27 protein-coding genes are annotated in these 23,861 nt (G+C 69.8%); 12 read left to right on the forward strand and 15 right to left on the reverse strand.

What is annotated here, in order from left to right; translation table 11 throughout:
- The first annotated feature begins 43 nt into the window (after positions 1-43).
- Positions 44-1,294 (forward strand): four-carbon acid sugar kinase family protein, encoded by a 1,251-nt coding sequence (locus tag AB0F17_RS11815; RefSeq protein WP_358020209.1) that lies wholly within the window; start codon positions 44-46, stop codon positions 1,292-1,294.
- Between the two features lie 33 nt (positions 1,295-1,327).
- Positions 1,328-2,086, forward strand: coding sequence for a FadR/GntR family transcriptional regulator (locus AB0F17_RS11820; protein ID WP_358020212.1), 759 nt, complete (start codon positions 1,328-1,330; stop codon positions 2,084-2,086).
- Between the two features lie 538 nt (positions 2,087-2,624).
- On the opposite strand, the gene AB0F17_RS11825 is transcribed toward AB0F17_RS11820, so the two are convergent.
- A complete protein-coding gene (locus AB0F17_RS11825; protein WP_358020215.1) occupies positions 2,625-3,224 on the reverse strand; it encodes a hypothetical protein in 600 nt (199 codons plus the stop codon).
- Between the two features lie 500 nt (positions 3,225-3,724).
- Here AB0F17_RS11825 and AB0F17_RS11830 point away from each other — a divergent pair, with 500 nt between their 5' ends.
- Positions 3,725-3,928, forward strand: coding sequence for a cold-shock protein (locus AB0F17_RS11830; RefSeq protein ID WP_214640926.1), 204 nt, complete (start codon positions 3,725-3,727; stop codon positions 3,926-3,928).
- Between the two features lie 100 nt (positions 3,929-4,028).
- On the opposite strand, the gene AB0F17_RS11835 is transcribed toward AB0F17_RS11830, so the two are convergent.
- From AB0F17_RS11835 to AB0F17_RS11845, 3 genes are all read right to left on the reverse strand, one after another.
- The gene (locus tag AB0F17_RS11835) at positions 4,029-5,150 is read right to left on the reverse strand and encodes an NlpC/P60 family protein (protein WP_358020218.1); all 1,122 of its coding nucleotides are present in this window, start codon (positions 5,148-5,150) and stop codon (positions 4,029-4,031) included.
- Positions 5,147-5,446, reverse strand: coding sequence for a hypothetical protein (locus AB0F17_RS11840; RefSeq protein ID WP_358020221.1), 300 nt, complete (start codon positions 5,444-5,446; stop codon positions 5,147-5,149). Before AB0F17_RS11840 ends, AB0F17_RS11835 begins: the two co-directional genes overlap by 4 nt.
- A 116-nt stretch (positions 5,447-5,562) precedes the next feature.
- Positions 5,563-6,141 (reverse strand): TetR family transcriptional regulator, encoded by a 579-nt coding sequence (locus AB0F17_RS11845; protein ID WP_358020224.1) that lies wholly within the window; start codon positions 6,139-6,141, stop codon positions 5,563-5,565.
- A gap of 93 nt (positions 6,142-6,234) precedes the next feature.
- Here AB0F17_RS11845 and AB0F17_RS11850 point away from each other — a divergent pair, with 93 nt between their 5' ends.
- From AB0F17_RS11850 to AB0F17_RS11870, 5 genes are all read left to right on the forward strand, one after another.
- Positions 6,235-7,053 (forward strand): SDR family NAD(P)-dependent oxidoreductase, encoded by an 819-nt coding sequence (locus AB0F17_RS11850; RefSeq protein WP_358020227.1) that lies wholly within the window; start codon positions 6,235-6,237, stop codon positions 7,051-7,053.
- A 39-nt stretch (positions 7,054-7,092) separates the two neighbouring features.
- Positions 7,093-7,515: a hypothetical protein gene (locus AB0F17_RS11855; protein ID WP_358020230.1), complete on the forward strand. Its 423-nt coding sequence runs from the start codon at positions 7,093-7,095 to the stop codon at positions 7,513-7,515.
- A 63-nt stretch (positions 7,516-7,578) separates the two neighbouring features.
- Positions 7,579-8,400, forward strand: a complete 822-nt coding sequence (locus AB0F17_RS11860; RefSeq protein WP_358020233.1) for an SAM-dependent methyltransferase — start codon at positions 7,579-7,581, stop codon at positions 8,398-8,400.
- A gap of 140 nt (positions 8,401-8,540) precedes the next feature.
- Positions 8,541-9,206, forward strand: coding sequence for a sensor domain-containing protein (locus AB0F17_RS11865; protein WP_358020236.1), 666 nt, complete (start codon positions 8,541-8,543; stop codon positions 9,204-9,206).
- A 99-nt stretch (positions 9,207-9,305) separates the two neighbouring features.
- Positions 9,306-10,322 carry a hypothetical protein gene (locus AB0F17_RS11870; protein WP_358020239.1) on the forward strand — a complete coding sequence of 339 codons (1,017 nt, stop codon included), beginning with the start codon at positions 9,306-9,308 and terminating at the stop codon, positions 10,320-10,322.
- 47 nt (positions 10,323-10,369) lie between these two features.
- Here the strand turns inward: AB0F17_RS11870 and AB0F17_RS11875 are convergent, their stop codons facing one another.
- Together AB0F17_RS11875 and AB0F17_RS11880 are read right to left on the reverse strand one after the other, a co-directional pair.
- Complete coding sequence (locus AB0F17_RS11875) at positions 10,370-10,702, reverse strand: helix-turn-helix domain-containing protein (RefSeq protein ID WP_358020242.1); 333 nt, start codon at positions 10,700-10,702, stop codon at positions 10,370-10,372.
- The gene (locus tag AB0F17_RS11880; protein ID WP_358020245.1) at positions 10,699-11,076 is read right to left on the reverse strand and encodes a type II toxin-antitoxin system RelE/ParE family toxin; all 378 of its coding nucleotides are present in this window, start codon (positions 11,074-11,076) and stop codon (positions 10,699-10,701) included. The genes AB0F17_RS11875 and AB0F17_RS11880 overlap by 4 nt, the downstream gene beginning before the upstream one ends.
- Positions 11,077-11,192: 116 nt before the next feature.
- On the opposite strand from AB0F17_RS11880, the gene AB0F17_RS11885 reads away from it, so the two are divergent.
- Together AB0F17_RS11885 and AB0F17_RS11890 are read left to right on the forward strand one after the other, a co-directional pair.
- Positions 11,193-12,152: a LysR family transcriptional regulator gene (locus AB0F17_RS11885; RefSeq protein ID WP_358020248.1), complete on the forward strand. Its 960-nt coding sequence runs from the start codon at positions 11,193-11,195 to the stop codon at positions 12,150-12,152.
- Positions 12,153-12,196: 44 nt separating this feature from the next.
- The gene (locus tag AB0F17_RS11890; RefSeq protein WP_358020251.1) at positions 12,197-13,033 is read left to right on the forward strand and encodes a hypothetical protein; all 837 of its coding nucleotides are present in this window, start codon (positions 12,197-12,199) and stop codon (positions 13,031-13,033) included.
- 56 nt (positions 13,034-13,089) lie between these two features.
- Here the strand turns inward: AB0F17_RS11890 and AB0F17_RS11895 are convergent, their stop codons facing one another.
- Positions 13,090-13,971 (reverse strand): NAD(P)H-binding protein, encoded by an 882-nt coding sequence (locus AB0F17_RS11895; RefSeq protein WP_358020253.1) that lies wholly within the window; start codon positions 13,969-13,971, stop codon positions 13,090-13,092.
- A 78-nt stretch (positions 13,972-14,049) separates the two neighbouring features.
- On the opposite strand from AB0F17_RS11895, the gene AB0F17_RS11900 reads away from it, so the two are divergent.
- Together AB0F17_RS11900 and AB0F17_RS11905 are read left to right on the forward strand one after the other, a co-directional pair.
- The gene (locus AB0F17_RS11900; RefSeq protein WP_358020256.1) at positions 14,050-14,415 is read left to right on the forward strand and encodes a helix-turn-helix domain-containing protein; all 366 of its coding nucleotides are present in this window, start codon (positions 14,050-14,052) and stop codon (positions 14,413-14,415) included.
- Between the two features lie 23 nt (positions 14,416-14,438).
- Positions 14,439-14,618 (forward strand): hypothetical protein, encoded by a 180-nt coding sequence (locus tag AB0F17_RS11905; RefSeq protein WP_358020259.1) that lies wholly within the window; start codon positions 14,439-14,441, stop codon positions 14,616-14,618.
- Between the two features lie 113 nt (positions 14,619-14,731).
- On the opposite strand, the gene AB0F17_RS11910 is transcribed toward AB0F17_RS11905, so the two are convergent.
- The 8 genes from AB0F17_RS11910 to AB0F17_RS11945 all read right to left on the reverse strand — a co-directional run bounded on the left by AB0F17_RS11910 (position 14,732) and on the right by AB0F17_RS11945 (position 23,787).
- A complete protein-coding gene (locus tag AB0F17_RS11910) occupies positions 14,732-15,955 on the reverse strand; it encodes a VWA domain-containing protein (protein ID WP_358020262.1) in 1,224 nt (407 codons plus the stop codon).
- 43 nt (positions 15,956-15,998) lie between these two features.
- Positions 15,999-16,838 (reverse strand): SRPBCC family protein, encoded by an 840-nt coding sequence (locus tag AB0F17_RS11915; RefSeq protein ID WP_358020265.1) that lies wholly within the window; start codon positions 16,836-16,838, stop codon positions 15,999-16,001.
- Between the two features lie 22 nt (positions 16,839-16,860).
- On the reverse strand, positions 16,861-17,844 hold the full coding sequence (locus tag AB0F17_RS11920; RefSeq protein ID WP_358020268.1) for a MoxR family ATPase: 984 nt from the start codon (positions 17,842-17,844) through the stop codon (positions 16,861-16,863).
- A 4-nt stretch (positions 17,845-17,848) separates the two neighbouring features.
- On the reverse strand, positions 17,849-18,799 hold the full coding sequence (locus AB0F17_RS11925) for an XdhC family protein (protein WP_358020271.1): 951 nt from the start codon (positions 18,797-18,799) through the stop codon (positions 17,849-17,851).
- Positions 18,800-18,815: 16 nt separating this feature from the next.
- A complete protein-coding gene (locus AB0F17_RS11930) occupies positions 18,816-21,206 on the reverse strand; it encodes an aerobic carbon-monoxide dehydrogenase large subunit (RefSeq protein WP_358020274.1) in 2,391 nt (796 codons plus the stop codon).
- Complete coding sequence (locus AB0F17_RS11935; protein ID WP_358020277.1) at positions 21,203-21,679, reverse strand: (2Fe-2S)-binding protein; 477 nt, start codon at positions 21,677-21,679, stop codon at positions 21,203-21,205. Before AB0F17_RS11935 ends, AB0F17_RS11930 begins: the two co-directional genes overlap by 4 nt.
- Position 21,680: 1 nt before the next feature.
- On the reverse strand, positions 21,681-22,556 hold the full coding sequence (locus tag AB0F17_RS11940; RefSeq protein WP_358020280.1) for a xanthine dehydrogenase family protein subunit M: 876 nt from the start codon (positions 22,554-22,556) through the stop codon (positions 21,681-21,683).
- A 79-nt stretch (positions 22,557-22,635) separates the two neighbouring features.
- Positions 22,636-23,787, reverse strand: coding sequence for an alginate lyase family protein (locus AB0F17_RS11945; RefSeq protein WP_358020283.1), 1,152 nt, complete (start codon positions 23,785-23,787; stop codon positions 22,636-22,638).
- Positions 23,788-23,861 lie beyond the last annotated feature (74 nt).

Genomic DNA, 23,861 nt, shown 5'->3' on the forward strand with positions numbered 1-23,861 from the left:
CCACCGTCTGCCCGCCTGGTGCTGACAGAGCGGACCCGGTCCGATGAGCCGGGTCATCGTCCTGGACGACGATCCGACCGGCACCCAGGCGGCGGCCGGTGTCCCGGTGCTGCTCGACCCCGAAGCCGAGCTCCCCGCCGACGAGTCGTACTACATCCTCACCAACACCCGGGCCATGGAGGAGAGCCAGGCCGTGAGCCTGGTACGCCGCCTCCGCGACAGGTGCGGCGACGACGCCGAGTACGTGCTGCGCGGGGACTCCACCCTGCGCGGGCACGTGTTCGCCGAGGCCGACGCGCTGGGGGCGGCCGACGGGGTGCTGGTGTTCGTCCCGGCCTATCCGGCCATCGGGCGGGCGACGATCGGCGGGGTTCACCAGGTCATGGTGGACGGCCGCTGGATGGTGGCCGCCGACACCGAGTTCGCCGCCGACCCGGTCTTCGGCTACTCGGCCAGGACGATGGCGGAGTGGGTCAAGGAGGCCGGCGGGCGCGAGGCGACGACGGTCCCTCTTGAGACGGTCCGCTGCGGCGGCCTGGACCTGGTGCTGCGCCGGGCCGCACCGGGCGCGGTCGTCGTCCCCGACGTGGAGACGGACGCCGACCTGGTGGCCATCTCCACCTCGATCGACGCCGCCCGGTCCGGGGGCGTTCCCGTCGTCCTGCGCTGCTCCGCGCCCCTCGCGGCCATGCGCGCGGGACGCCTCGCCGACTGCCTGCTCGACCGGCCGCCGCGCCGCCGTCCCGGCAGCACGCTGGTCGTCTGCGGATCCCACACCGAGGCCAGCGGCGCGCAACTCGCCGCGCTCGCCGCCGAACTCCGCGTTCCCGTGCGCACGGTGTCCACCCAGGCCGCCCTGTCGGAGCCCGAGGCGGAGGGCCACCGGGTCGCCGGACTCGCCCGCTTCGATCTCGCCGAACGGGGTGTCGCCCTCGTCGCCAGCGAGCGGGTCAGGCACTCCCGGCACAGTACGCTCGGGCACGGCGCCAAGGTCATGACCGCTCTGTGCGCTACGGTGACCTCGCTCCGTCCGCACCTCACCGCGGTGATCGCCAAAGGTGGCATCACCTCGGCGCAGGTGGCGCGCGACGGGCTGGGGGCGGACCGCGCGCGGGTGCTGGGACCGCTGCGGCCCGGCGTGGCCGTTTGGGAGATAGGCGTATCCGGCGGGGCTACGCTCTCCTACGCCGTCGTACCGGGGAACGTGGGCGACGCGCGAACCCTGGTGGACGTGGCGGACGCGTTCGGGCTGCTGGTCGATGAGCCCCGCGGGCCGACGACGCCTCAGGGCTGACAATGCCTTCGGGCTGATGGGGAAGGGAAGATCGTGGCGGAATCCGAAGGCAAGCCCAGGCGCGCGGGGAGAGCGGAGACGGCGTCCATCTCCCTCGCCGCGCCCCAGCGCGAGAGCACGGTGGTCGACATCGCCAGGCAACTGCTGTCGCAGTTGCTCTCGGGCCACCTCGTGCCGGGCACCCGGCTGCCGTCCGAACGCCAGCTCTCCGAAACGCTCGGCGTCGGACGCTCCACGGTCAGGGAGGCGCTGAAGGCCCTGGACGTGCTCGGCATCATCGAGGTACGCCAGGGAGACGGGACCTACCTCAGACAGAGCACGTCCGACCTGCTGCCCAGCGCCATCGAGTGGGGTCTCATGCTGGGCCAGCCCCAGGTGCTCGACCTCATCGAGGCCCGCAAGCACATCGAGGTGGTGATCGCCGAGCTGGCCGCCGAACGCGCCGACGCCACGGCCCTGGAGGAGCTGCGCGCGCACCTGGCCGACATGCGCGCCGCCAAGGACAGCACGGCCTTCGTGGAAGCGGACGTCGCCTTCCACCTCACGCTGGCGCACGCGGCGGGCAACTCGGTCCTCGACGACATCCTCGGCAGCATCCGCTCGCTCCTGCGGGTCTGGATCCGCCGGGCGATCCACGAGGCTGGAGAGACCCAGACCACCATCGCCGAACACGCGGCGGTGCTGGCCGCGATCGAACAGCGCTCGCCGTCCGCGGCCGTCACGGCCATGCGCGGCCACATGAACGCCGCCAGCGGCCGCCTGCACCGCTCCCTCCAGGACGACGAAACCTGACCAGCTACGCGGGCGCTCTGCCCGGGAGCCGGTCAACGCCCGCTGAGCTCGGCCGTTCTCCGCGGGAGCCCTCTCTTCCGATGAAGGGTTCCGTTGAACATCACACCGTCGACCATCACACCGCGGGCGGAAACGCTCGAAGACGTCGCCGCCATCCGCGCGGTGAACCTGTCGGCCTTCCCCACCCCGCTGGAAGCCGACCTCGTCGAGGCGCTGCGCCTCGACCCGGCCTGGATCCCGGGTCTGTCCTGGGTGGGGGTCACCCCTGAGAGTGACGTCGTCGCCTATGCCCTGCTCACCCGCTGCCACATCGGGCAGGCGTCCGCGCTGGCCCTCGGGCCGGTGGCCGTGTCGCGGGCCGTACAGCGGCAGGGAGCCCGCTGCCGGCGGGCACCATCAGGTACGCGCCGCCGTTCGGCGTATGATCCCGCGCCGCGCCGCCATACCAGTTGTCCTGGAACGGCGGCGCGGCGCCCACGCGGGACCGGTCACGGGGACACGGCCGGTCCGCGGCGCGGGTCGATTCCGCGACGAGGGTCTACTTGCCCTCGTTGCGGTGGTCATCGCGGTGGCCGCCGCTGCTCACGACGGTGAACGTGGCGGTGGTGACCCGGTTGCCGACCTTGACGGACACGGTCTTGGTGCCGGGCTTGGCGTGGGCCGGCACGGTCAGGGTCTTGGTGACCTTCCGCTGGTCGAGAGACACGCGGTAGCTCTTGCCCTCGGGGCTCGTGATCGTGGCCGCGCTGCCCGCCGACGCGCCCTTGACGACGATGGTCACCCCGTAGGAGGCGCCCTGCTTGACGCGGGTCGGGTTGACGGACACGTCGATGGAGGTGTGGTCGCGCCGCTTGGTCTCCTGCACGTAGAGGGTGTCGGCCTTGGTGGTGGGGCGGCCGGTCTTCACCGGTGCGGTCGGCAGCGTGGTCGGAGTGGTCCTCGGGCCCGGCGTGACCGTCGTGGTGGGCTGCGGCTTGGCGGTGTCGGCGAAGGCGCCGCCCGCGAACGGCAGGGCGATGAGGGCGGTGGCGGCAGCGGTCACGGCGAGGGGCTTGATGAAGCGCACTGAGATCAACGTCCAATCGTGGATGACCCGGCCGAACCCCCGATGAATTCGGCCCATGGAGGTCATCCGCACGCCTTGAACTCTGCCGACGCAACATTAGAGCTGTCTGATATGCCGCTTTGATTTATCTATGTCGGGTTAACATAAAGAGACGGCCAAGCGCGGGGCTACCCGCGCCGGGCGATCCTGTCGCCCGGATGACGAGGTGACGGCCGAAGGCGGAACAACGGCGGTCGAGACGCTCCCCGCGGCGCGGGCGGAGTTCTGATCCGGGCGGAACGGCAGTTGCCTCCTGACCCAAACACAGGGCCCGGCCAGGGGAAGCGCCGGTGATTTTCCGTTCCACCAGGCAGGTCCCAAGATCTGCCATTTTCCATGAGGGAGTACGAGAGGCCACGTGCTAGCGTGGCAGGTGTTGCAGTTTTGGTACCCACGAACTCTGTGCGCGCCCGACGGGGTTTGCCCCCCGAAGGCGTGTTGTTTTCACCCGGTCATTTCCGGATGGGTCATTGCGGCGACATGGGATTCGTGACCTGCGGGTCCCAGCTCTGCGCCTATCAAGGGAGATCGACATGGCGACTGGCACCGTGAAGTGGTTCAACTCGGAAAAGGGCTTCGGCTTCATCCAGCAGGACGGCGGCGGCGCCGACGTCTTCGCCCACTACTCGAACATCGCCGCCCAGGGCTTCCGCGAGCTGCAGGAAGGCCAGAAGGTGAGCTTCGACATCACGCAGGGCCAGAAGGGCCCGCAGGCCGAGAACATCGTTCCGGTCTGATCACCACGCATCATCTCGACGAGCCGGGGTCCGCAGGTGCGGGCCCCGGTTCGCGTGTGTCAGGCAAAAAATGGCCCAAGAACAGCCCAAGAAGCGTGGATCAGGAGAAGCGCCGGTAGGTGATCGGCCCGTGCTGGACCGCCACCTCTCCCACCCTGACGTTCGCTCCCGGGTGCGGCGCGTGGATCATCTGGCCGTTGCCGATGTAGACCCCCACGTGATCGGGCGGGGCACCGAAGAAGACGATGTCACCGGGCTGCGGCGCCCCTGAGATCGGCTGCCCGCTCGCCTGGTATCCGGCCGCCGTGGTGTCACCGATCTTGATGCCCGCCTGGTTCAGCGAGTAGTAGACGAGCCCGCTGCAGTCGAAGGCGCTCGGGCCGTTGGCGCCCCAGACGTACGGCTTGCCGAGGTGCTGCCGCGTGGCGTTGACGATGTCCGCGCCGGTGCCGCCGCCCGGCACGTACGGCACGGCCTGAGCGGTCCCTCCTCCACCCCCGCCCCCGCCCCCGGAAGACGCGGCCGTCGGGGACCCACCACCCGGACTCGACGCGGAGACGGGGCTGGAGCCGTTGCCGTCCGCACTCGCCAGCGACGTCGTCTGCCAGTCGGGGAGCGGCGTCCGGTCCCAGTGGACGGTGTGGCCGGGCGCGGGCACGAACGTCTGGTCGCCGGGCGCCTTGATGGCCTCGAACGTGGACTCCCGGTCGTCCCAATGGCCGCCGATCGTCTTCACGGCCTCGTTCACGACCTTGTTGGCGGAGTTGAGGTGCACCGTCGCGTCCTCGACCGCGTCGGAGACGTGCGACGAGAGCGCCTTGTCGAACTCCGCCTGCGTGGCCTTGGGGTGGGCGGTCTTGTAGGCGACGGCCTTGTCGAGAACGTCACCGCAGATCCCGCGTACCTTCGAGGCGGACGTCTCCAGCGTTTGGGCGACGTTGTCGAGGACGGTCGCGCTGTCGTTCGTGGCGTCGTAGAGCGCGCCGCCGGCCGTGGAGTAGCGGCTCATGTACTTGTCGAAGGCGTCGGCGGAATCGCCCTGCCAGGACGTGTTGACGCCCTTGACGGCAGTGCCGAGCCGGCCGACGTACTCGCCGGTCTTGCCGCCCGCGCCGCGCCATCGCTTGGCCACGTCGCGGACCGCGCCGGGATCACCGCTGACCCGCTCCAGGATGCGCGCCAGCACGTCGCCGCCGGGCAGATCGCCGAGCTCCACACTCACCCCTCGTCCGCGCCCGAGGACTTGTTGGCCGCACGGACGTTGTCGACCACCTTCTCCAGAGCCCGCTCGACGCCCTGGAGCTTGTGCTGGGCCTGCCCGAGCTCGCCCGAAACGCCCTTCTCGATCTTGTCGAGGACGGCGGCCAGCGAGGCGGAGCCGGTCAGGTCACCGAAGATCTTGGAGTCGGCGCCCTTGGCCGGATACTGGCCCGCGAGGTCGGCGAACTCCTTGGACAGCCGGTTCGCCGACGACTGGCAGTCTTCGAGCGCTTGGCGGTGAAGGTCGACCTTCGCCATCAGCGATCCTCCAGGGGCACGGCACACTGATCAAATTGAGCATTCACCACAAGTAGCTGATCGTATCGGAATGGCCCTTATTCAGGCATAAAAGCCGCACTTATCGCGCCGATCTCTCAGCTTCCCGACATCGGGCGGCCCAGCAGGCTGGTGGCCACGGCCGCCAGGTAGGGGGCGACGTCATCGGCCGTGGCCGTGGCCAGGGCCGGAGTGGCGACGACGGAGCGCAGGATGCCGATGCCGACCAGCCAGGCACTGAGCAGCTCCGCCCGCAGCTCCTTGTCCGGCCCGTCGACCAGCTCCTCCAGGGCCCGGACGTAGGTGCCGCACACCTCCTCGCGGATGCGCTGCCTGGTGTCCTCGTGCGCCGACGAGCGCAGCATGGCGACAAGGGGATGCTCGCCGCCGTACCGCGACCAGTCCTGGAAGACGACCGAGCGCACCATCCGGGCGACCAGCTCCTCCGGCGGCCCGTCGAGCAGGTCGGCGGGCACCTCGCCGGTGGCCGTGGCCTCGTCGAAGAGCCGTTTCTTGGAGCCGAAGTAGCGGAAGATCAGTGTGGGGTCCACGCCCGAGTCGCGGGCTATGTCGCGCACGCTCGTCCCGTCGTACCCCTCCCGGGCGAACCGCAGTCTGGCGACCTCCAGCAGCTTCGCCCTGGTGGCCTCCCGGTCCCTCTTACGCGTCTCGGTCATGCCGCCCCTCCTGAGTCATCGACCGTTGACATTGTAGGCAGCGCACCACTACTGTCCACACAAGTCACCGTTCGATGACTTGAAGGAGGACAAATGAGGAAATTTGTGGTGGCGGGGGGCACGTCCGGAATGGGGCGGGGGCTGGCCCTGCACTACCTCGGGCAAGGCGACCAGGTGACGATCGTGGGCAGCGACCCGGAGAGGGGGCGGCAGTTCCTCGACGAGGCCGGGCGGCTCGGCGCCCGGGACCGGGCCGCGTTCATCCAGGCCGACCTGACCTCCGTGGCCGAGAACCGGCGCGTGATCGAGACGGTCAAGGCGACGCACGACTCGCTCGACGGCCTGGTCAACACCGCTCTGCGGCACTTCTCCCAGCGGGTGGAGACCCCCGACGGCTTCGAGGGCACGTTCGCGCTGTACTACGTCAGCCGCTTCCTCCTCGGCCACGGCCTGACCGGGTTACTGGAGAAGGGCGAGAACCCGGTCATCGTCAACATCTGCGGCGTCGGGATGACCAAGGGCCGGATCCACTGGGACGACCTGTCGCTGAAGCGGGGATTCGGCAGCATGGCGGCCATGCTCCAGGGCGGCCGCGCGACCGACCTGCTCGGCGTCGCCTACGCGGACGTGCACCGGGGCGGCCGGACACGATACCTCCTGCACCACCCCGGCTTCACCGACAGCGGCACCGCCTCGCTGAAGCAGCCCGCGAAGACGATCGTCCAGACCCTGGCCAAGGTCTTCGCCCAGCCGGTCGGAAAGAGCATCCAGCCGATCGTCGAGCTGATGGACGACCCGTCCGGCCAGGGGCTCCTCGCCTACGACCGCCGCAAGCCCGTCGATCCGGGCCTGCCGACCCTGGACCTGGGTGACGCGCGCCGCCTGTACGAGCTGACCAGCCACCTGCTGTAGATCATGAGCCGTTTCACCTCTCCCGGACGTCCTATAGGTATGAGAATCTGGCGGATCGCGCTCGCCCTGATGGTGAGCACCCTCCTGAGCGCCACCATGACGCCCGCCGCGCTGGCCGCGCCCACTGCCAAGAAGGTGCTGGTCGAGCTGCGCGAGCAGGGCGGCTTCGCGGGCTTCGACAACCGGGTGATCGTCTACACCAATGGCTGCGTACGGCTGAGCCGTCGTACGGGCCCGACCGTCGACAAGTGCCTCACCAGCGGCGAGAAGCGCAAACTGCACGGCGAGCTGAAGAAGCTGCGCCTCGGCCACTCCGAGGCCCAGCCGCAGGGAGCCGACTTCCTCAAGTACACGCTCACCTACAAGGGCCACCGCGTCAGCCGCTACACCCTGACCCGTACCTGGACTCCGGTGGTACATCGGCTGGAGAGGTTCCTCGTGAAGTACTGGGCCCCGGACTGACACACCACCACAGATATCCCCAATCACCGTAGGATGCGGGCATACGTGATGAAGGGGGTAGGTGTGCCCGAGGATGAGCAGCCCGCCGGGAAGGTTGACCCGACCGTCCCCAGCGTCGCTCGGATGTACGACTACTTCCTGGGTGGGAAGGACAATTTCTCCGCCGATCGCGAGGCGGCCGAGCACATCATCCGGATCAGTCTGGAGACCGGCTCGGACATCCGCGAGATCGCCCGGGCCAACCGCGGGTTCCTCATCCGGGCCGTGAAGGAAGCCGCCAAATCGGGCGTACGGCAGTTCCTCGACATCGGCACCGGCCTGCCCACCCAGAACAACGTGCACCAGGTCGCGCACCGCATCATCCCGAACGCCAAGGTCGTCTACACGGACAACGACCCGATCGTCCTGGTCCACGCCCGCGCCCTGCTCGCCGACAACCCCGACACGGTGATCGTCGACGGCGACACGCGCGACCCGAAGGCCATCCTGGAGGCCGCCGCCGCGCACCTCGACTTCAGCCAGCCGGTCGCCGTGCTCGTCGTCGCGGTGTTCCACTTCCTGGCCGACGACGAGGAAGTGGCCCGCATCGTCCGGACCCTGCGCGAGCCGCTGGTCCCCGGCAGCTACCTGATCATCTCGCACGGGTACATCGAGGAGAACGAGGGCATCCCGGAAAGGCTCGCCGAGGCCCAGGGCGTCTACCGGCGGTCCAGCTCGGGCGCGATGATCTGGCGCGACCGCGACACCGTGCGCGGCTACTTCGACGGCCTCGAACTGCTCGAACCGGGCGTCGTACCCGCGCAGGACTGGCGCAACGACGAGCAGTTCATCCCGCCCGGCCTGGAGAAGGGCGGCGTCCTGGGCGGCGTCGGGCGCGTCCCGTAACGTTCTGGTCCGCGCCGACCACCCGAGACGCCCGCTTATGTTCGCGGCCCGGCCGTGACGCGCCCGGTAGGGCCAGCACTACCCCGATAGGGCAGTGAGCGGGAGCGATCTGGAAGGCCGCGGCTCGTAACGTTCTTGGCATGACGACCCTCCGGCACCGCATCGCCACCGACACCCGCTACGTGCTGCTCGGCTTTCCCCCCGCCGTGATGTCCTTCGTCCTGGTCCTGACCGGCGTGGCGGCCGGAGTGGGCAGTGCCGTCGCGTTCGTCGGCCTGCCCATCCTGGCCGCGTCCGCCGCCATGGCACGGAACTTCGCCGACGTCGAGCGCGTGCTGCTGCCCGACGTACTCGGCCGCCGGCTCGCGCGCCCCCGCTACCGTCAGGCGCCTTCGGACGCCGGCTGGTTCCGCCGCACCATGAACCCGCTGGCCAGCGGGCAGTCGGCGCTGGACATCCTGCACGCCATCGTCGCCTTCCCCATCGCCATCGTCACCTTCGTCGTCACCGTGGTCTGGTGGGCGGCGGCGATCGCCGGGCTGACGTTCCCGCTCTACGGCTGGATCATCGCCCGCATCCCCGGCTACCAGGGCGACCTGCCGGGCCTGCTCGGCCTCGGCAGTGACCTCACCACCCTCGTGGTCTTCAACACCGTGCTCGGCGTCCTGTTCGCGCTGACCCTGCTGCCGGTCGTACGCGGCGCCGCCCTCGTCAAGGCCAGCCTCGCCCAGGCGATGCTGACCCGTCCCGCGTACGACGAGCGCCCCGCGACCATCCCGGCGCACCGGTTCGCCGCCGGAGTGTGAGATCATCCCCGCACCCGCTGATTGAACCTGGACCAAGTGCGGGCCGTACACCATCAAGACAGCTCAGGACGGTCCCACGGGCATGTCGCGGAGGTATCCGTGCCGGTGAATCGCCTGCTGTTCGTGAGTGGCCTGGCCTTGGCCATGGTCACCTCGTGCAGCACCTCCGGGACACCATCCCAGGTCGGCGCCTGGTCGGTGGGTTCCCTGCCAAAGGCGAGCGCCGCACCGGCCGCACCGGCACAGGGCGAACTGACGCAGGCCGAGGCCGCACTCGTCCTCGACCGCTACCGGGAGCAGGTACAACAGGCCAGGCTGCAGGACGGAGCCGGACTGGAGGCGGCGAGCACCGGCCTGGCGCTGGAGCTCGACCGGGCCGTCCTCCGGCTCGCCAAGCTGCGCGGCGACCGGCCCGGCACCCTTCCCCCCCTCACCAGCACGCGTTTCATCATCCCGAAGAACTCCACCGGAGGCCGCTGGTTCCTGGCCGAGATCACCGAGCAGGGCTCGGATGACCGGACCCAGCTCATCCTCCAGGAGACCTCCGACGGCTGGCGCCTGGTCGCCCGGTCGAGCACACGGCTCCAGGCAGCCGCCCTGCCCATCGCCGTCGACAACGAGGGCCGCGCGACCGCGGTGGCCGCCGACTCCACCACGAAGCTCGCCATCTCCCCTCGCGTGATGGCCGCCGCGCACGCGCGTTCCCTGGCCACCAACGGCCAGGACGCCCGGGCCAACCGCCTCCTGAGCGCGGGCCCCTACACCACCCAGTCCGCCATCGCCCGCCTCGCCGACCTGCGCCTCCTGCGCGGCCAGTGGGACGTACGCGACCGCACCCAGGTGGTCCCGTCCATCTTCGCGCTGCGCGCCTCGGGAGGAGGGGCCGTCGTCTGGTACGGCGTACGGGAGCAACAGGTCTTCGCCGCCCGCCCCAAAGCCGCGACACTCTCCTTCACCCGGCCGGAACCCGCCGCGCTGAGCGGCAAGAAGGAGTTCCGCAGCCGGGTCATCCTGGTCCAGGCGAGCTGGTTCGCGGCCGTCGTGCCTGCTTCAGCGGCGAAGAAAACGCGGATCGTCGCCGACTGGACCGCCCAGATCAGCGTCACCGGCGACTGATCTCGCTTCTGGCTCAACTCCGTGTGGCAATGGCTGCAGATTTCGCCTCAGGCGACCTTTATGGAGTGGTCACCGAAGTCGGCCACCACGTCCAGGGTCCCGCCCAGCGCGACGACATAGGACCGCAAAACGTCAAGGCCACCGATCTGGCCGTGCTCGATCTGAGACACCCGCGCCTGCGAGATGCCCATGCGGTCGGCAAGGAGCCTCTGGGAGACGCCCAGGCGCTTGCGCATCTCGGCCAGTTGGGCGCCGCGCAAATCCGCCCGCAGTTGCTCCCGGCTGGCCTCTCGGGCAGCGACCCTCTCGGCGGAATCCCAGTCGGGGTCGATCTCGCGGATTTTGGCCTTGGTGTCAGACCACTTCACGAACTCGCTCATCGTCGTTCCTCCTTGTCCTTCTCGGCGCGATACGCGGCGTAGCGCTCCTCTGCCAGGGGAATCGCAGTGCGGTACCACCGGTTCCGCTCCCCCGCCTTGTCGCCGCCGACCAGCACGATCGCCTCGCGGGTGGGGTCGAAGACGAACAGCAAGCGGATCTCCGCCTCACCTGGTACCCGAGGCCGTAGCTCTTTGAGATTGTGCAAGATGCGCGAGTGGTGGATGCGATCGACCAGCGGACGCCCGAGTTTCGGTCCCTGCAGCGCGAGCTCGTCCAGCGCTTCTTCGATCTTCTCCGCGATGGCGGGGGCGTTCTTGCAGACATCGAGAAACCAGGCGTTCACTTCAGCGTGCAGCGTGATCTCCCAGGCCATACTGCCAATATAATAGATCCTTATATCTCTCTGAAGGTTATCTCAGGCAACTCGCGATCGGCGGCTCGGCAGCCTGATCTCTATGATCTTTGAAGTCGGGCCAGTAGCTTTTGCTCATGACGCCCACCCAGCTTCGCGCGTTCGCGGCCGTGGTGCGGCTCGGGTCGGTCAAGCAGGCGGCCGCGGAGCTCGACGTGTCGGAGGCGGCCGTCTCCCTGCACGTCGGTCAGCTGCGTAAAGAGCTCGGTGACCGGCTGTTCACCAGGACCGCTTCCGGGCTCGCGTTCACGCCCGGCGGGTTACGGCTGGCGAGCAGGGCGGCGGAGCTGCTCAGCCTGCAGGAGCGCACGATCATCGAGGTGGGCCAGGCAGGGCGCGGGCGCAGGCTGCTGCGCGTCGCCGCGTCGAGCCTGTTCGCCGAGTACGCGGCGCCCGGGCTGATCGGGCTGTTCGCCGGGCGGGCCGCCGACCTCGACGTGGAGCTGAGCGTGCACGACCCGCGGCGGTTCGGGTCACTGCTGCGCTCGCGGACCGTGGACGTGGCGATCGGCCCCCATCCGGGCGGCAGCATGGACGAGACGCTGGCCTGCAAACCGTTCCTGAACTACCAGCTCGTCGTCGTCTGCGGGCCCGAGCACCCGCTCGCCGGGCGCGACGTCGGCGCGCACCAGCTACGCGACCAGGTGTGGCTGCTCGGCCCCTCGGCCGCGACCGACCTCGGCGCCGTACCGACGATGCTGCGCAAGCTCAACGTGCCCGAACACCACCAGCAGATCTACCAGAGCCACGCCGCGGCCCTGGAACAGGCGCAGCGCAACAGCGGCGTGGCCCCGGCGATCTCGTTCGCGGTGGCACAGGACCTCGCCCACGGCCGGCTGGTCCGCGTCGCCGGGCCGTCACTGCGGTTCGACGGCGGCTGGTTCACGATGACCCTGGCCGAGGGCGGCGTGGCCCCGGCGGCGGCCGAGCTGGTCCGGTTCGTGACCACACCCCGCGCCACCCAGGCCATGCTGCGGGGCCCCGGCGTGAACGTGGGCCGCTTCCGCCCGTCCATCCACATCACGTTGTGGAGCTGAGCGTCTCAGACCGTCCGTCCAGGGCAATTGATACTCTGCGGGCCATGCGTCACCCCCTGCACGAGTCGTTCCGGCTTCCCGCGGTATTCGACGCGCTGCGGGCCTTCGTTCTCGACGGTTACGATCCCGAGACTGGCCTGGAGGTCTATGAGGTCGCGTGGGGGAAATGCGGGTCCTTGTTATGCGGCGATCTCGACACGGTCCTCCTCGATTCATCGCCAGACATCAGCGATCCATCTGAGCTCGGCTATCAGAACCAGCCGATGGAGATCGTTCCCTTCGTCTATAACGGCGGCGACGGGCTCCACTACGGGTGGGCCGTGCTCGCCCCCGAGCTGGACCTCGACGACCATCCGTGCGTGTCGTTCGCTCCGGTCGACGACCACGCGGTCTGGCTCGGCGACAACACGAAACAAGCGCTGGAGAATCTCCTGGTCGGAAGCATGGCCAGTTGGAAGGCGTGGGGACGTGCACAAGGGCAGACGTCCCCGGCCGACGATCCGCGATGGACAGAGCTATGCCGCGCCCTCGGCCTGCATCCCGACATCGGCTCAGCGGACATCACGGCCGGCGCACGTTCGAAACGGGCGATCCACCCCACGGTTCCCCCCGGCTGGCGGTACGAGCCAACTGACGACGGCATCGGCGTTCTCGCCGAAGCGGCAGCCTTCGCGCCCACAGCGGTGAAGGTTTTCCCTTCGTGGGACGTCGCTCACGCACGGGAACTTCTTGCCGCCGGGTACCCCGCATCGGCATTGTGCGTTCTCAAGGCGACCTACCCCGAGCGTGAGGTCGTGGAGACCATGCGAGACGCATATCAGGCACTTGGACGGACGCTTCACGTCGAACGCGCGGAGGCTTGGCTGCGGCAAAATCCTTAGGCAGGGCACGCCATTTGCAGCCGTTGTCGACGAGGCCACGGATACCTCGACCCCGCCTAACGTCGAAGAGCCGGGGATCGCAGGGCTTCGGGGTGAGCGGCGAAGTAGTCGGCGATCGGGGTGGGCTTACGGCCGGTGAGGTGTTCGACCGCGTGTGTGGTCACGTCGAACCAGCCGTCGCGCTTGTACGTCCCCAGGCCCGTCCATCCCTGAACGTACATCTCGGGGAGCCCATGCCCGGACAGCGCTGCGGCCAGGTCGGTGTCCGAGACCTGTTCGCAGCGGATGGGGCGGCCGGTGACCTGGGCGAGCGCGTCGGCGACGTCCGCATCCGTGACCGCCTCCGGGCCTGTGACCTCGAGGAGTTGCCCCTCGTAGCCGCCCTCGGCCAGCACGGCCGCGGCGACGGCGGCGCTGTCGTCGCGGGTGATGTGTCCCACCCGGCCGTCACCCGAATTGCTGGGCAGCACCCCGGTGGCGACCGCGATGGCGGGCAGGCCGACGAGGTTCCACATCTCCGGCCACTGGTTGAACCGCAGCGCCGTGAACGTCAGCCCTGACTCGGCCAGCAGCCGCTCGGTCTCCCCGTGGTTCTGGATGAGCGCCTGGGGCTGGCCCGGCTCGCCCGCCCTGGCGAACGACGTGTAAATCACCTGGCCCACCCCCGCCTCGACCGCCGCCTCGATGGCGTTGACGTGCCCGCGAGGCGCCCCGCTGAGCGACCCGATGCTGATCATCAACAGCCGCTCCGCGCCCTCCAGCGCGCCGCGCAGACTGGCCGGATCGTCGAAGTCGGCGTACCTGGTGGCCACCCCGAGGTCGGCGATGGCATCAGGGGTACGGGACAACGCCACGACGCGGGCGGCTTCCACCCGCTGGAGAAGGTGCCCGACGGTGAGGCGTCCGAGCTGCCCGGACGCTCCGCTGACCACGATCACGATAAATCCTCCTTGGAGGTCGATGTGCGTACCCTGATCTTTGGCCAACTGGCGAAAGGTCCGAAAGAAGGCACATTCATGTCCACTGCATCCATCACCGTCCCTGTCACGGTGGCCGAGCACGAGAACTGCCCCGCGACCAGCGTGCTGCGTCGGGTGGGTGACAAGTGGAGCGTCGTGATCCTGTCGATCCTGGAGCGCGGCGCGCACGGCTTCAACGAGCTGGACAGGTCCGTGGAGGGGCTCAGCCGCCGCATGCTCACCCGTACGCTGCGCGCCCTCGAAGAGGATGGTCTGATCAGCCGCACGGTCCATCCGAGGGTCCCGCCGCGCGTCGACTACGCACTCACCGACCTGGGCCGCTCCTTCTTGGGGCCGGTACGCGCCCTGGGCCTCTGGGCCGTCGCACACCAGTCCGACCTCGAAGCCGCCCACAGCAGGTAGTCCCCTCCGCGAGCTCGGGGCTCGTGCCCGCGACCAAACTGATCGCAGGTCCGGCGGCGGATGAAGGTGTACGCGACTATGAGCGGTTATCCGAGCATCACGAAGCCATGGTGCTGTGGTCGATGATCATTCTGATGCATGGCGGCGGCAACTCACCTCTCCAGGTGCCGGAAGGTGACGCATTTGCCGTACGCCGTGTCTGACGGACGGCGCGGCAGCGCGCGAACGCCCACAAGGTCTGCCCCCGTGACCAGAGGGTGCAAGGTCCGTCGCGCTGTCGCGCCTGCCGTGAAGGTCGGCCCTGGTAGGCAACGTGTCAGGCGCGGGCGACCTCTGTGAGCACGGTGCGGAGCGAGCCGAATGTGTCGGCGGGTAGCAGCAGGTCGCAGTACGGGAGGGCGGCCACCATCCCGGCCACGCGCGGTTCGAAGCCGGGGGCGGCGGCTCGGGGGTTCATCCAGATCACCCGGTGCGCTCGGCGGCGCAGCCGGGCCATCGCGGTGGCCAGTTCCTCCGGTGGGTCGGCGTCCCAGCCGTCGGAGCCGACGAGCACGATGGCGCCCCGCACCTTCGCGCCGTGGTGCGATGCCAGCAGTGCCCGTACGTTGGTCGCGATCCGCGTACCCCCGAACCTGTCGCTCACCCGCTCGGAGGCCAGCTCGATCGCGGCGGCCGTCGAGCGGTGCGCGAGCACCGGCGTCAGCCGGGTCAGCGTCGTAGCGAACGCGAACACCTCCGCGTCCGCCACCACCGCGAGCACCCGCATCAGATGGAGGTACGCCGACGCCTGGGCCTGCATCGACTGGCTGACATCACAGAGCATGACCACCCGCCGGGGCCGGTCGACGGGCCGCTGCCTGGCCAGCCGGAGCGGCTCCCAGCCGGTGCGGCGAGCACGCGCCAGCGTGGCACGTACCGCGATCGCGCGCCCTCTCGGCGACACCGCCAGCCTGCGGCTGCGCCGTACCGGCCAGGCGGCCACGGTCGCCGCGAGCCAGGCGCCGAGCAGCTCGCACTCCCGGTCGCCGAGCTGCTCGAACGGCACGTCGGCCAGCCCTTCGGCGTCGCTCGGCAGGCGCTCCGGCACGGCCGGGCCATCCGAACCCTCTGCGGTCGCCACCACCGTCGGCAACGTCATCCAGGGCAGCCCGCCCGGGTCGTCGCCACCGTGGGGAGCGGCCGGCAGGGGTGCGAACGCCTCGTCGGCGGTGCCGTTCGCCGGGCTGAGGGGGCGGCGTCGGGCGTGCGGGTCGAACGCAGGCCCCGTCGCGTGGAACACGGCCGCGAACACCTCGTCGAACGGCTCGATCTCCGACTGCCGCCGCACCAGGCTGATGCGCGCGGCCCAGTACAGCTCTGACAGCGAGCCTGGGGGCGCGATCGTGAGGGCGCGAGTGAAGTCCTCGACGCCGGTGAAGCCCACGGACACGCCATGCCGCCTCAGCCGTACGGCCAGCGCCGCGGCGAACGCGGCCCGGTCGACGCCCGCCAGCAGGGTGCCCGGCGGCGGGGTGCTTGGCGGCGGCGCGGTGCGTGGCATCGGCGGAGTGCGTCGCGTCGGCGGGGTGGGTGGCTCGGACCGGCTACGAGACAACGGCCCAGATGACGATCACGGCCACGACGACCACGACGATCCCAACGACGAGGGGTATCAGGCGCTTGTAGACGGCCCCACCGGCGACACCCAGGATGTCCAGCGGCTCCGGCTCGACGTCGGGCGTGATGACACGTGGGGCTGGTGCCTCGTCGCCCGCCCGCTCGCCGACTTCGGCTCGCTCCGCTTCCGGTCCCTGCACGACTGACTCACCCTCAGCCGCGGACGCGGGGGCGGGCGCGGGCGCGGGCGTAGAGGCGGACCCGGGCTCCGGGCCAGGGGCGGGCGCAGAGTCAGGGGCGGCGGAGGCAGCGGTGAGGTCGGGTGTTGAGGTGGAGTCAGGCGTGGTCGCGGGGGTGGACTGCGTTGGGGTTGGGGCGACCGGTTCTGCGGTGAGTTTGGCTTCGAGGCAGTTCACGAACTGGCCCAGCAGTTTGCCGGAGACCTCCTTGATCATGCCGCTACCGAGCTGCGCGACCTTGCCGGAGATCTTCAGGTCCGTGTCCACCGAGACGACCGTGCGCTCCCCGTCGGCGCGCAGGTGGGCGGTGATGGCCGCCGAGGCGTTGCCCGCGCCGCGCGAGTCACGGCCCTTGGCGTCGATGACGGCCCGGTGGGCCGCATCGTCCTTCTCCAGGAACCTGACCGTCCCGGCGTACTCGGAGACGACCGGCCCCACCTTCACCCGTACCTTGCCCGAGTAGACGTCGCCCTCCACGCCCGTGAGGCTGGCGCCCGGCATGCACGGGGCGATGCCCTCCAGGTCCGTGAGTACTTCCCAGGCCCGTTCGATGGTCACGCTGACCGTGAACTCGTTGTCGATCTTCATGTGCTCTCCTAAGGGCTGAGGATCAAGCGCTCGCCCCTTGGCCGCAGCCCAGCCGGTCGAGTGCCTCGGTGATGGCGTCGCGGTCGTCCAGCGTCTTCGCGATGGTGCTCAGCGTCCGTACGACATCGTCTCTGACCAGCCGCGTCGCACCCAAGGACGACAGGGCCGAGACCCAGTCGATCGTCTCCGCCATGCCCGGCGCCTTGTCCAGGTCGATGCGGCGCACCCGGCCGACGAAGTCGGTGGCGGAGCGGATCAGCGCCTCGTTCGCGGTGGGGACCGTACGCCGGAGGATCTCCGCCACCCGCTCCGGGGCGGGGAAGTCGATCCAGTGGTACAGGCAGCGCCTGCGTAGCGCGTCGTGCAGGTCGCGGCTGCGGTTGGAGGTCAGGATGACGACCGGGCGGCGTTCGGCGGTGAAGGTGCCCAGCTCGGGGATGGTGATCGCGGCCTCCCCGAGGAACTCGAACAGCAGCGCCTCGAACTCGTCGTCCGCGCGGTCGATCTCGTCGATCAGGAGTACGGGTGGCTGCGGCCCGCGGTGCCTGATCGCTTGGAGGATCGGGCGCTCCTGGAGGAATGCCTCGGTGAACAGATCGGCGTCGTTCAGCCTGTCGTGGTGGGATTCGGCCAGGCGGATGGCCAGCATCTGGCGCTGGTAGTTCCACTCGTAGAGGGCCTCGCCGGCGGTCAGGCCCTCGTAGCACTGGAGCCTGATCAGCGGGGTGGCCAGGGCGCGGGCCAGGGCCTTGGCGGCCGTGGTCTTGCCGACTCCGGGCTCGCCCTCCAGCAGCAGCGGCTGGCCGAGACTGAGAGCGAAGAACAGCGCCGCCGCCGTACCGTCGTCCACCAGGTAGTCGAGCTCGTCGAGACGGCGGCGGATGTCGTCAGCACCGCCGAAAGCGGACGGTGCGGGAGGCGGGGAAGACGCGAAGGGCGGCGCAGCGGACGCGGGGGGTTCGGGGGGCGCCGTGTGGTCAGGTCGGGGTGCGCCGTTTTCCGCCACGTCCCTACCGCCCGCCCGTCCGCGCGAAGCGGTCTCGGCATCCCGGGCCGCAGAACCACACGTCCTCGCCGTCGGCGACCAGGTGCGGGGTTTCGGCGGACACCGCCACGTTCATCCCGCACACGGGATCGACCGAGACCTCGGGACGCGGACGTTCGGACTCCGCGAGGTCACCGGTACGGGTACGGATGGCGTCCGCGATCTCAGTGAGGTCGCCGGTACGGACGGAGGGCGCCATCTCCGCGAGGTCGCCGGCGCGGATGGCGGCCACGATCTCGGCGAGGATCGACAGCGCGATCTCCGGCGCCGTGCGGGCGCCGAGCCTGAGGCCGGCCGGCGAGTGGACCCGGCGGCGCTCGTCGTCGCTCAGCTCCATCTCCCCCAGCACCGCCGCCCCACGCCGATGGCTGGCCACCAGTCCGACATAGCCGACACCGGCGTCCAGCGCGGCCCGAATCGCCTCCTGCTCGCCGCGCCCGTGACTACACACGACGGCCGCGGTCGCACCAGCCGGACCCGGTGCGTCCGCTGCGAGTCGTACGGTGAAGTCCAGGGGCCCGGCCAGGGCGGCGAGGGCCGTGGCGATCGGTGAGGTGCCGGCGATCCAGAGCACGGGGGGCGGCAGCAGCGGCTGCAGGAAGATCTCCAGTGCGCCCCCGGACAGGCAGGGGTTCACCACGACCTGCGCGCCGGGCGAGTCGGGAAAGCCCTGCTCGCCCTCCGGCAGCACCCGCAGCAGCACCGTCCGCCCGTCCGACAGCGCCCCGAGCGCCGCCGTACGCACCGAGCTCTCGGCGCACTGCCCGCCGACGAACCCCTCGATGGACCCGTCGGGCAGGATGATGGCGTCGTCGCCCGGGCTGACCGCCGTGGGCAGTTGCGCCCGGACGACGACCGCGTGGACGAACGGGACGCGCCCGGCGACCAGTTCCTCCATGCGTTTGGTGTGCGGCATGTACGGCTCCGGGGGGTCAGATCGGCGGCGTGGGCACGCCGCGCATGGCGTCCCACACCCGCGAGGGGGTGAGCGGCATGTCGGCGTGGCGGATGCCGTACGGCTTGAGCGCGTCGACGACCGCGTTGACGATCGCGGGCGGGGAGCCGACGGTGGCCGATTCGCCGACGCCTTTGGCGCCGATCGGGTGGTGCGGTGAGGGGGTCACCGTGAAGCCCGTCTCCCAGTCGGGCACCTCCAGCGAGGTCGGGATGAGGTAGTCCATGAGCGAGCCGCCGAGGCAGTTGCCGTCCTCGTCGAACGCGATCATCTCCATCAGCGCCATGCCGACCCCGTCGGTGAGGCCGCCGTGGATCTGGCCCTCGATGATCATCGGGTTGATCCTGGTGCCGCAGTCGTCCACCGCGATGAACCGCCGCACCTTGACCTGGGCGGTGCCCGGGTCGATGTCGACGACGCAGATGTAGGCGCCGTGCGGGTAGGTGAGGTTCTCGGGGTTGTAGCAGATCTGCGCCTCCAGGCCGCCCTCGATGCCTTCGGGCAGGTCTCCGGCGCCGTGCGCGCGGAGCGCGATGTCCTGGATCGTGACGGACTTGGCCGGGTCGCCCTTGACGTGGAAGGCGCCCTTCTCCCAGTCGAGGTCCGCGACCGACACCTCCAGCATGCCGGAGGCGATGATGCGCGCCTTGTCGCGTACCTTGCGGGCGACCAGGGCCGCCGCCGCGCCGGACACCGGGGTCGAGCGGCTGCCGTACGTGCCGAGGCCGAACGGCGTCTGGTCCGTGTCGCCGTGCACCACGTCGATGTCGGCGGGCGGGATGCCGATCTCCTCGGCCACGATCTGCGCGAACGTGGTCTCGTGGCCCTGTCCCTGGCTCTGTACCGACAGCCGGACGACCGCCTTGCCCGTCGGGTGGACGCGCAGCTCGCAGCCGTCGGCCATGCCGAGGCCGAGGATGTCCATGTCCTTGCGCGGGCCCGCGCCGACGGCCTCGGTGAAGAAGGAGATGCCGATGCCCATGAGTTCGCCGCGGGCCCGCCGCTCGATCTGTTCCTTGCGCAGGTCCTCGTATCCGGCGATCTCCATCGCCTTGCGCATGGTGGGCTCGTAGTCGCCCGAGTCGTACACCCAGCCGGTCTTGGTCGTGTAGGGGAACTGGTCGGGCTGGATGAAGTTCTTCATCCGCAGCTCGATCGGGTCCATCCGCAGCTCGTACGCCAGGCAGTCGACGATCCGCTCGACCAGGTAGACCGCCTCGGTGATGCGGAACGAGCAGGCGTACGCGACCCCGCCCGGCGCCTTGTTCGTGAAGACGGCGGTCATCTTGCAGTAGGCGGCCCGCAGGTCGTAGCTGCCGGTGAACACGCCGAAGAAGCCCGCCGGGTACTTCGTCGGCGCGGCGACGCCGTTGAACGCGCCGTGGTCGGCCAGCACGTTCGTGCGGATGGCCAGGATCTTGCCCTCGCGGGTCGCCGCGATCTCGCCGCGCATGATGTAGTCGCGGGCGAAGCCGGTGCTGGTGAGGTTCTCGGCGCGGTCCTCCATCCACTTCACCGGTTTGCCGGTCACGATCGAGGCGACGATCGAGCAGACGTAACCGGGATAGATCGGAACCTTGCCCCCGAAGCCGCCGCCGAGGTCGGGCGAGATGATCCGGATCTTGTGCTCGGGCAGCCCGGCGACCAGCGCGTACAGCGTGCGGTGGGCGTGCGGCGCCTGGGTCGTCGACCACAGGGTCAGCCTGCTCTCGACCCGGTCGAAGTCGGCCACGCAGCCGCAGGTCTCCATCGGCGCGGGGTGTACGCGCGGGTAGACGATGTCCTGGCTCACCACGACGTCGGCCGCGGCGAACATCGCGTCCGTCTCCGCCGCGTCACCCGTCTCCCAGTCGAAGCAGTGGTTGTCCGTCTTGCCGTCGAGGTCGTCGCGGATGACCGGCGCGCCGGGGTCGAGGGCCCTGCGGGCGTCGATCACCGGGTCGAGCACGTCGTACTCGACGTCGATCAACTCCAGGGCGTCGCGGGCGGAGTAGCGGTCCTCGGCCACCACGAACGCGACCTCCTGGCCCTGGAACCGGACCTTGTCCGTGGCCAGGACGGCCTGCACGTCGTTGGAGAGCGTCGGCATCCAGGCCAGGCCCTGGGCGGCCAGGTCGGCGCCGGTGACGACCGCCTTGACCTTCGGGTGCGCCTGCGCCGCGCTGACGTCGATGCTCACGATCCGCGCATGCGCGACGGGAGAGCGCAGGATCGCCAGGTGCAGCATCGAGGGCAACTGCACGTCGTCGACGTAACGGCCCCGGCCGCGGATGAAGCGCGGGTCCTCCTTGCGGAGCATCCGGCCGTGGCCGAGCGGTTTCTGGTCGTTGTCCACGAATCCGGCGGGCCGGTGTTCGGTGCTGGTCACGATGTCGCCTCCTGGGCTTCCTGGGCGGCGGCCCAGCGCACCGAGCGGACGATGGTGGCGTAGCCGGTGCAGCGGCAGATCTGCCCGGAGATCGCCTCGCGGATCTCGCCCTCGGAGGGGTCGGGGTTGCGATCGAGCAGCGCCCTGGCCGTCATCATCATCCCCGGGGTGCAGAACCCGCACTGCAGGCCGTGGCACTCCATGAAGCCCTGCTGGACGGGGTCGAGCTTGCCGTCCTGTTCGAGGTCCTCGACCGTACGCACCTCGTGGCCGCCGGCCATGGCCGCGAGCACGGTGCACGACTTGACCGGCTCGCCGTCGAGCCAGACGACGCAGGTGCCGCAGTTGCTGGTGTCGCAGCCCCAGTGGGTGCCGGTCAGCGCGAGGTGGTCACGCAGGAAGTGGATCAGGAGCAGGCGCCCCTCGATCTCCCTGGTGACCTCCTCGCCGTTCACGATCATCGATACGCGCACGTCAGACCCCTTCTCTGAGCCGGGCGACGGAGCGGCGCAGGGCCCTCCTGGTGAGCTCCTTGGCGAGGTGGCGCTTGTACAGGGCGCTGCCGCGCATGTCCGTGACCGGGTCGCAGTGCTGCGCGGCGAGCTCTCCGGCCTGCTCGTAGACCGCCTCGGACGGTTCGCTGCCGCGCAGGGCGTCGGAGACGGCCGGCATGCCCGTCGTGTTCGGGCCGACCGCGGCGAGCCCGACGCGGGCGTCGGAGATCACGCCGCCGTCCAGCCACACGGCCGCGCCCGCCGACACGATCGCCCAGTCGCCGGCGCGCCGCTCGACCTTCTCGTACGCGCTGGACCCGTTGGGCCGGATCGGGATGCGGATCTCGACCAGCATCTCGGCGTCCTCGACCGCGGTCTCGTACGGACCCCGGTAGAACTCCTCCATGCTCACGACCCGTTCGCCCGCGCGGTTGCGGATCACGCAACTGGCGTCCAGCGTGGTGCACACCGCCGACAGGTCCTCCGACGGGTCGGCCTGGCAGAGCGAGCCGCCCAGCGTGCCCCGGTTGCGGACGACCGGATCGGCGATGACCCGCTCGGCGTCACCGAAGATGGGGAACGTCGTGGCGAGCTCGGCCGACTCCAGCAGCTCGCGATGCCTGGTCATCGCGCCGATACGGACCTGGCCGGGCTCGACCTTGATGTAGCCGAGCTCGGCGTGCAGGTCATTGATGTCGATCAGATATTCGGGAGTGGCGAGCCGTAACTTCATCATCGGAAGCAGGCTGTGGCCACCCGCGATGAGCCGCGCCGAGCCGCCGAGCCGTTCCAGCAGCCCGATGGCGTGGTCGACGCTGGTGGCGCGCTCGTACTCCAACGGCGCTGGAACCTGCATCCGGACACCCCCTCGCTCGTGGTGGGCCCTCAGCCGACTCCTGCTCGACGGCGTTGTCAACGCTCACCTAAGGAAAGGCTTAATCACCCGCGTGGGTGAGGGTCTCCCAGGCGACGAAGAGCTGGTTGGTGCCGGCGGGACGCTGCTGCTCGGTGAGCGTCTGGGTGTTCGTCATCGGGATGCCCTGGCGGTTGTGGAGCTGGTTGAAGCCGACCTCGGTGACCGGGCCGAGGCCCAGGTTCAGGCTGCCGCCGCACAACGAGGAGGGCACGGCCGCGCCGAGCTGGTACTTCGACTGGAAGCCGAGCGCCTGCCTGAGCCGCTCGCCGACCTCCGGGTAGAGGTCCTGGCCCTGGATCCTGGTGGTCTCGGCGACGTGGGAGATGGCCGAGATCCCGTAGCCGGTGTGGGTGAGGTCGCGGCAGGTCTCCTGAGTGAGGCCGGTGACGAAGGTCGTCTGCCCCTGCCAGTACTTGACGAGCTCGTCGCGGGTGTCGAGGCCGCTGCCGGGCGCGCCCTTGGGCAGCGCGCCGTCGCTGCTGAGATAGACGTAGGCCGGCACCCGGCCGCGGAACTTGGTGATCGCCTTGTCATAGCTCGTCCGGTCCTCCAGGAAGACGGAGATGCCGACGGCCGCCTCCATCATGCTCAGCTCCCAGTTGCCGTTGCTGTTGGAGCCGTTGATGACCTTCGGCAAGTAGACCGTGCGCAGCATCGTGGCGAACCGGTTGACGTTCGGCCAGCTCGTGTACGTGTAGCGGATGATCTCGGCGGCCCGTGGCCAGACCGAGCCGGCCCAGCCCGTCTGCAGGGGCGCGTTGCTGTTCGTGTGATCCTTGATCACCGCGGACCAGGCGTCCATGATCTCGATGGCCTTCTGGGCGTACTTGCCGTCCCTGGTGACGTACCAGGCCAGAGCCATCGTGTACGCGGCGAGCGCGTCCTGGCGCTCGTCGGTGCAGCCGTTGTTGGGGTTGGAGTAGGGGCCGCACTCGACGACGGCGCGGGGCTTGGCGGCGCGGGTGAGCGAGGCCAGCGAGTGGCCCATCATCTGGTCGTAGGCCGACTTCCACGGCTGCGTACCCGCGTTGACCTTGGTACGCATGAAGTCGAGCTGACCCCGGCCGAGCAGGACTCCGGGGTGGGTGAAGGTCGCCGGGGCGGCGGCCGCGGGCAGCGGCAGGGCCAGGGAGGCGACGAGTGCGGCGGTCGCGATGATACGGGGGGTCATGACCGCTCATCCAACGAGCCTGACGAGTCCCGGTCAACCACTTTAGGAAAGTTTCCTAACCTTTCCGGGGAGTA

Origin of the sequence: Nonomuraea sp. NPDC026600 (assembly GCF_040638335.1) — a bacterium.
Lineage (GTDB): Bacteria > Actinomycetota > Actinomycetes > Streptosporangiales > Streptosporangiaceae > Nonomuraea.

Bases quoted from the DNA above. Each gene is read 5' to 3' on its own strand.
- AB0F17_RS11815 (WP_358020209.1), top strand. From the start codon at position 44: ATGAGCCGGGTCATCGTCCTGGACGACGATCCGACCGGCACCCAGGCG.
- AB0F17_RS11830 (WP_214640926.1), top strand. From the start codon at position 3,725: ATGGCGACTGGCACCGTGAAGTGGTTCAACTCGGAAAAGGGCTTCGGC.
- AB0F17_RS11840 (WP_358020221.1), bottom strand. From the start codon at position 5,446: ATGGCGAAGGTCGACCTTCACCGCCAAGCGCTCGAAGACTGCCAGTCG.
- AB0F17_RS11845 (WP_358020224.1), bottom strand. From the start codon at position 6,141: ATGACCGAGACGCGTAAGAGGGACCGGGAGGCCACCAGGGCGAAGCTG.
- AB0F17_RS11850 (WP_358020227.1), top strand. From the start codon at position 6,235: ATGAGGAAATTTGTGGTGGCGGGGGGCACGTCCGGAATGGGGCGGGGG.
- AB0F17_RS11855 (WP_358020230.1), top strand. From the start codon at position 7,093: ATGAGAATCTGGCGGATCGCGCTCGCCCTGATGGTGAGCACCCTCCTG.
- AB0F17_RS11865 (WP_358020236.1), top strand. From the start codon at position 8,541: ATGACGACCCTCCGGCACCGCATCGCCACCGACACCCGCTACGTGCTG.
- AB0F17_RS11875 (WP_358020242.1), bottom strand. From the start codon at position 10,702: ATGAGCGAGTTCGTGAAGTGGTCTGACACCAAGGCCAAAATCCGCGAG.
- AB0F17_RS11880 (WP_358020245.1), bottom strand. From the start codon at position 11,076: ATGGCCTGGGAGATCACGCTGCACGCTGAAGTGAACGCCTGGTTTCTC.
- AB0F17_RS11885 (WP_358020248.1), top strand. From the start codon at position 11,193: ATGACGCCCACCCAGCTTCGCGCGTTCGCGGCCGTGGTGCGGCTCGGG.
- AB0F17_RS11890 (WP_358020251.1), top strand. From the start codon at position 12,197: ATGCGTCACCCCCTGCACGAGTCGTTCCGGCTTCCCGCGGTATTCGAC.
- AB0F17_RS11900 (WP_358020256.1), top strand. From the start codon at position 14,050: ATGTCCACTGCATCCATCACCGTCCCTGTCACGGTGGCCGAGCACGAG.
- AB0F17_RS11910 (WP_358020262.1), bottom strand. From the start codon at position 15,955: ATGCCACGCACCGCGCCGCCGCCAAGCACCCCGCCGCCGGGCACCCTG.
- AB0F17_RS11915 (WP_358020265.1), bottom strand. From the start codon at position 16,838: ATGAAGATCGACAACGAGTTCACGGTCAGCGTGACCATCGAACGGGCC.
- AB0F17_RS11925 (WP_358020271.1), bottom strand. From the start codon at position 18,799: ATGCCGCACACCAAACGCATGGAGGAACTGGTCGCCGGGCGCGTCCCG.
- AB0F17_RS11940 (WP_358020280.1), bottom strand. From the start codon at position 22,556: ATGCAGGTTCCAGCGCCGTTGGAGTACGAGCGCGCCACCAGCGTCGAC.
- AB0F17_RS11945 (WP_358020283.1), bottom strand. From the start codon at position 23,787: ATGACCCCCCGTATCATCGCGACCGCCGCACTCGTCGCCTCCCTGGCC.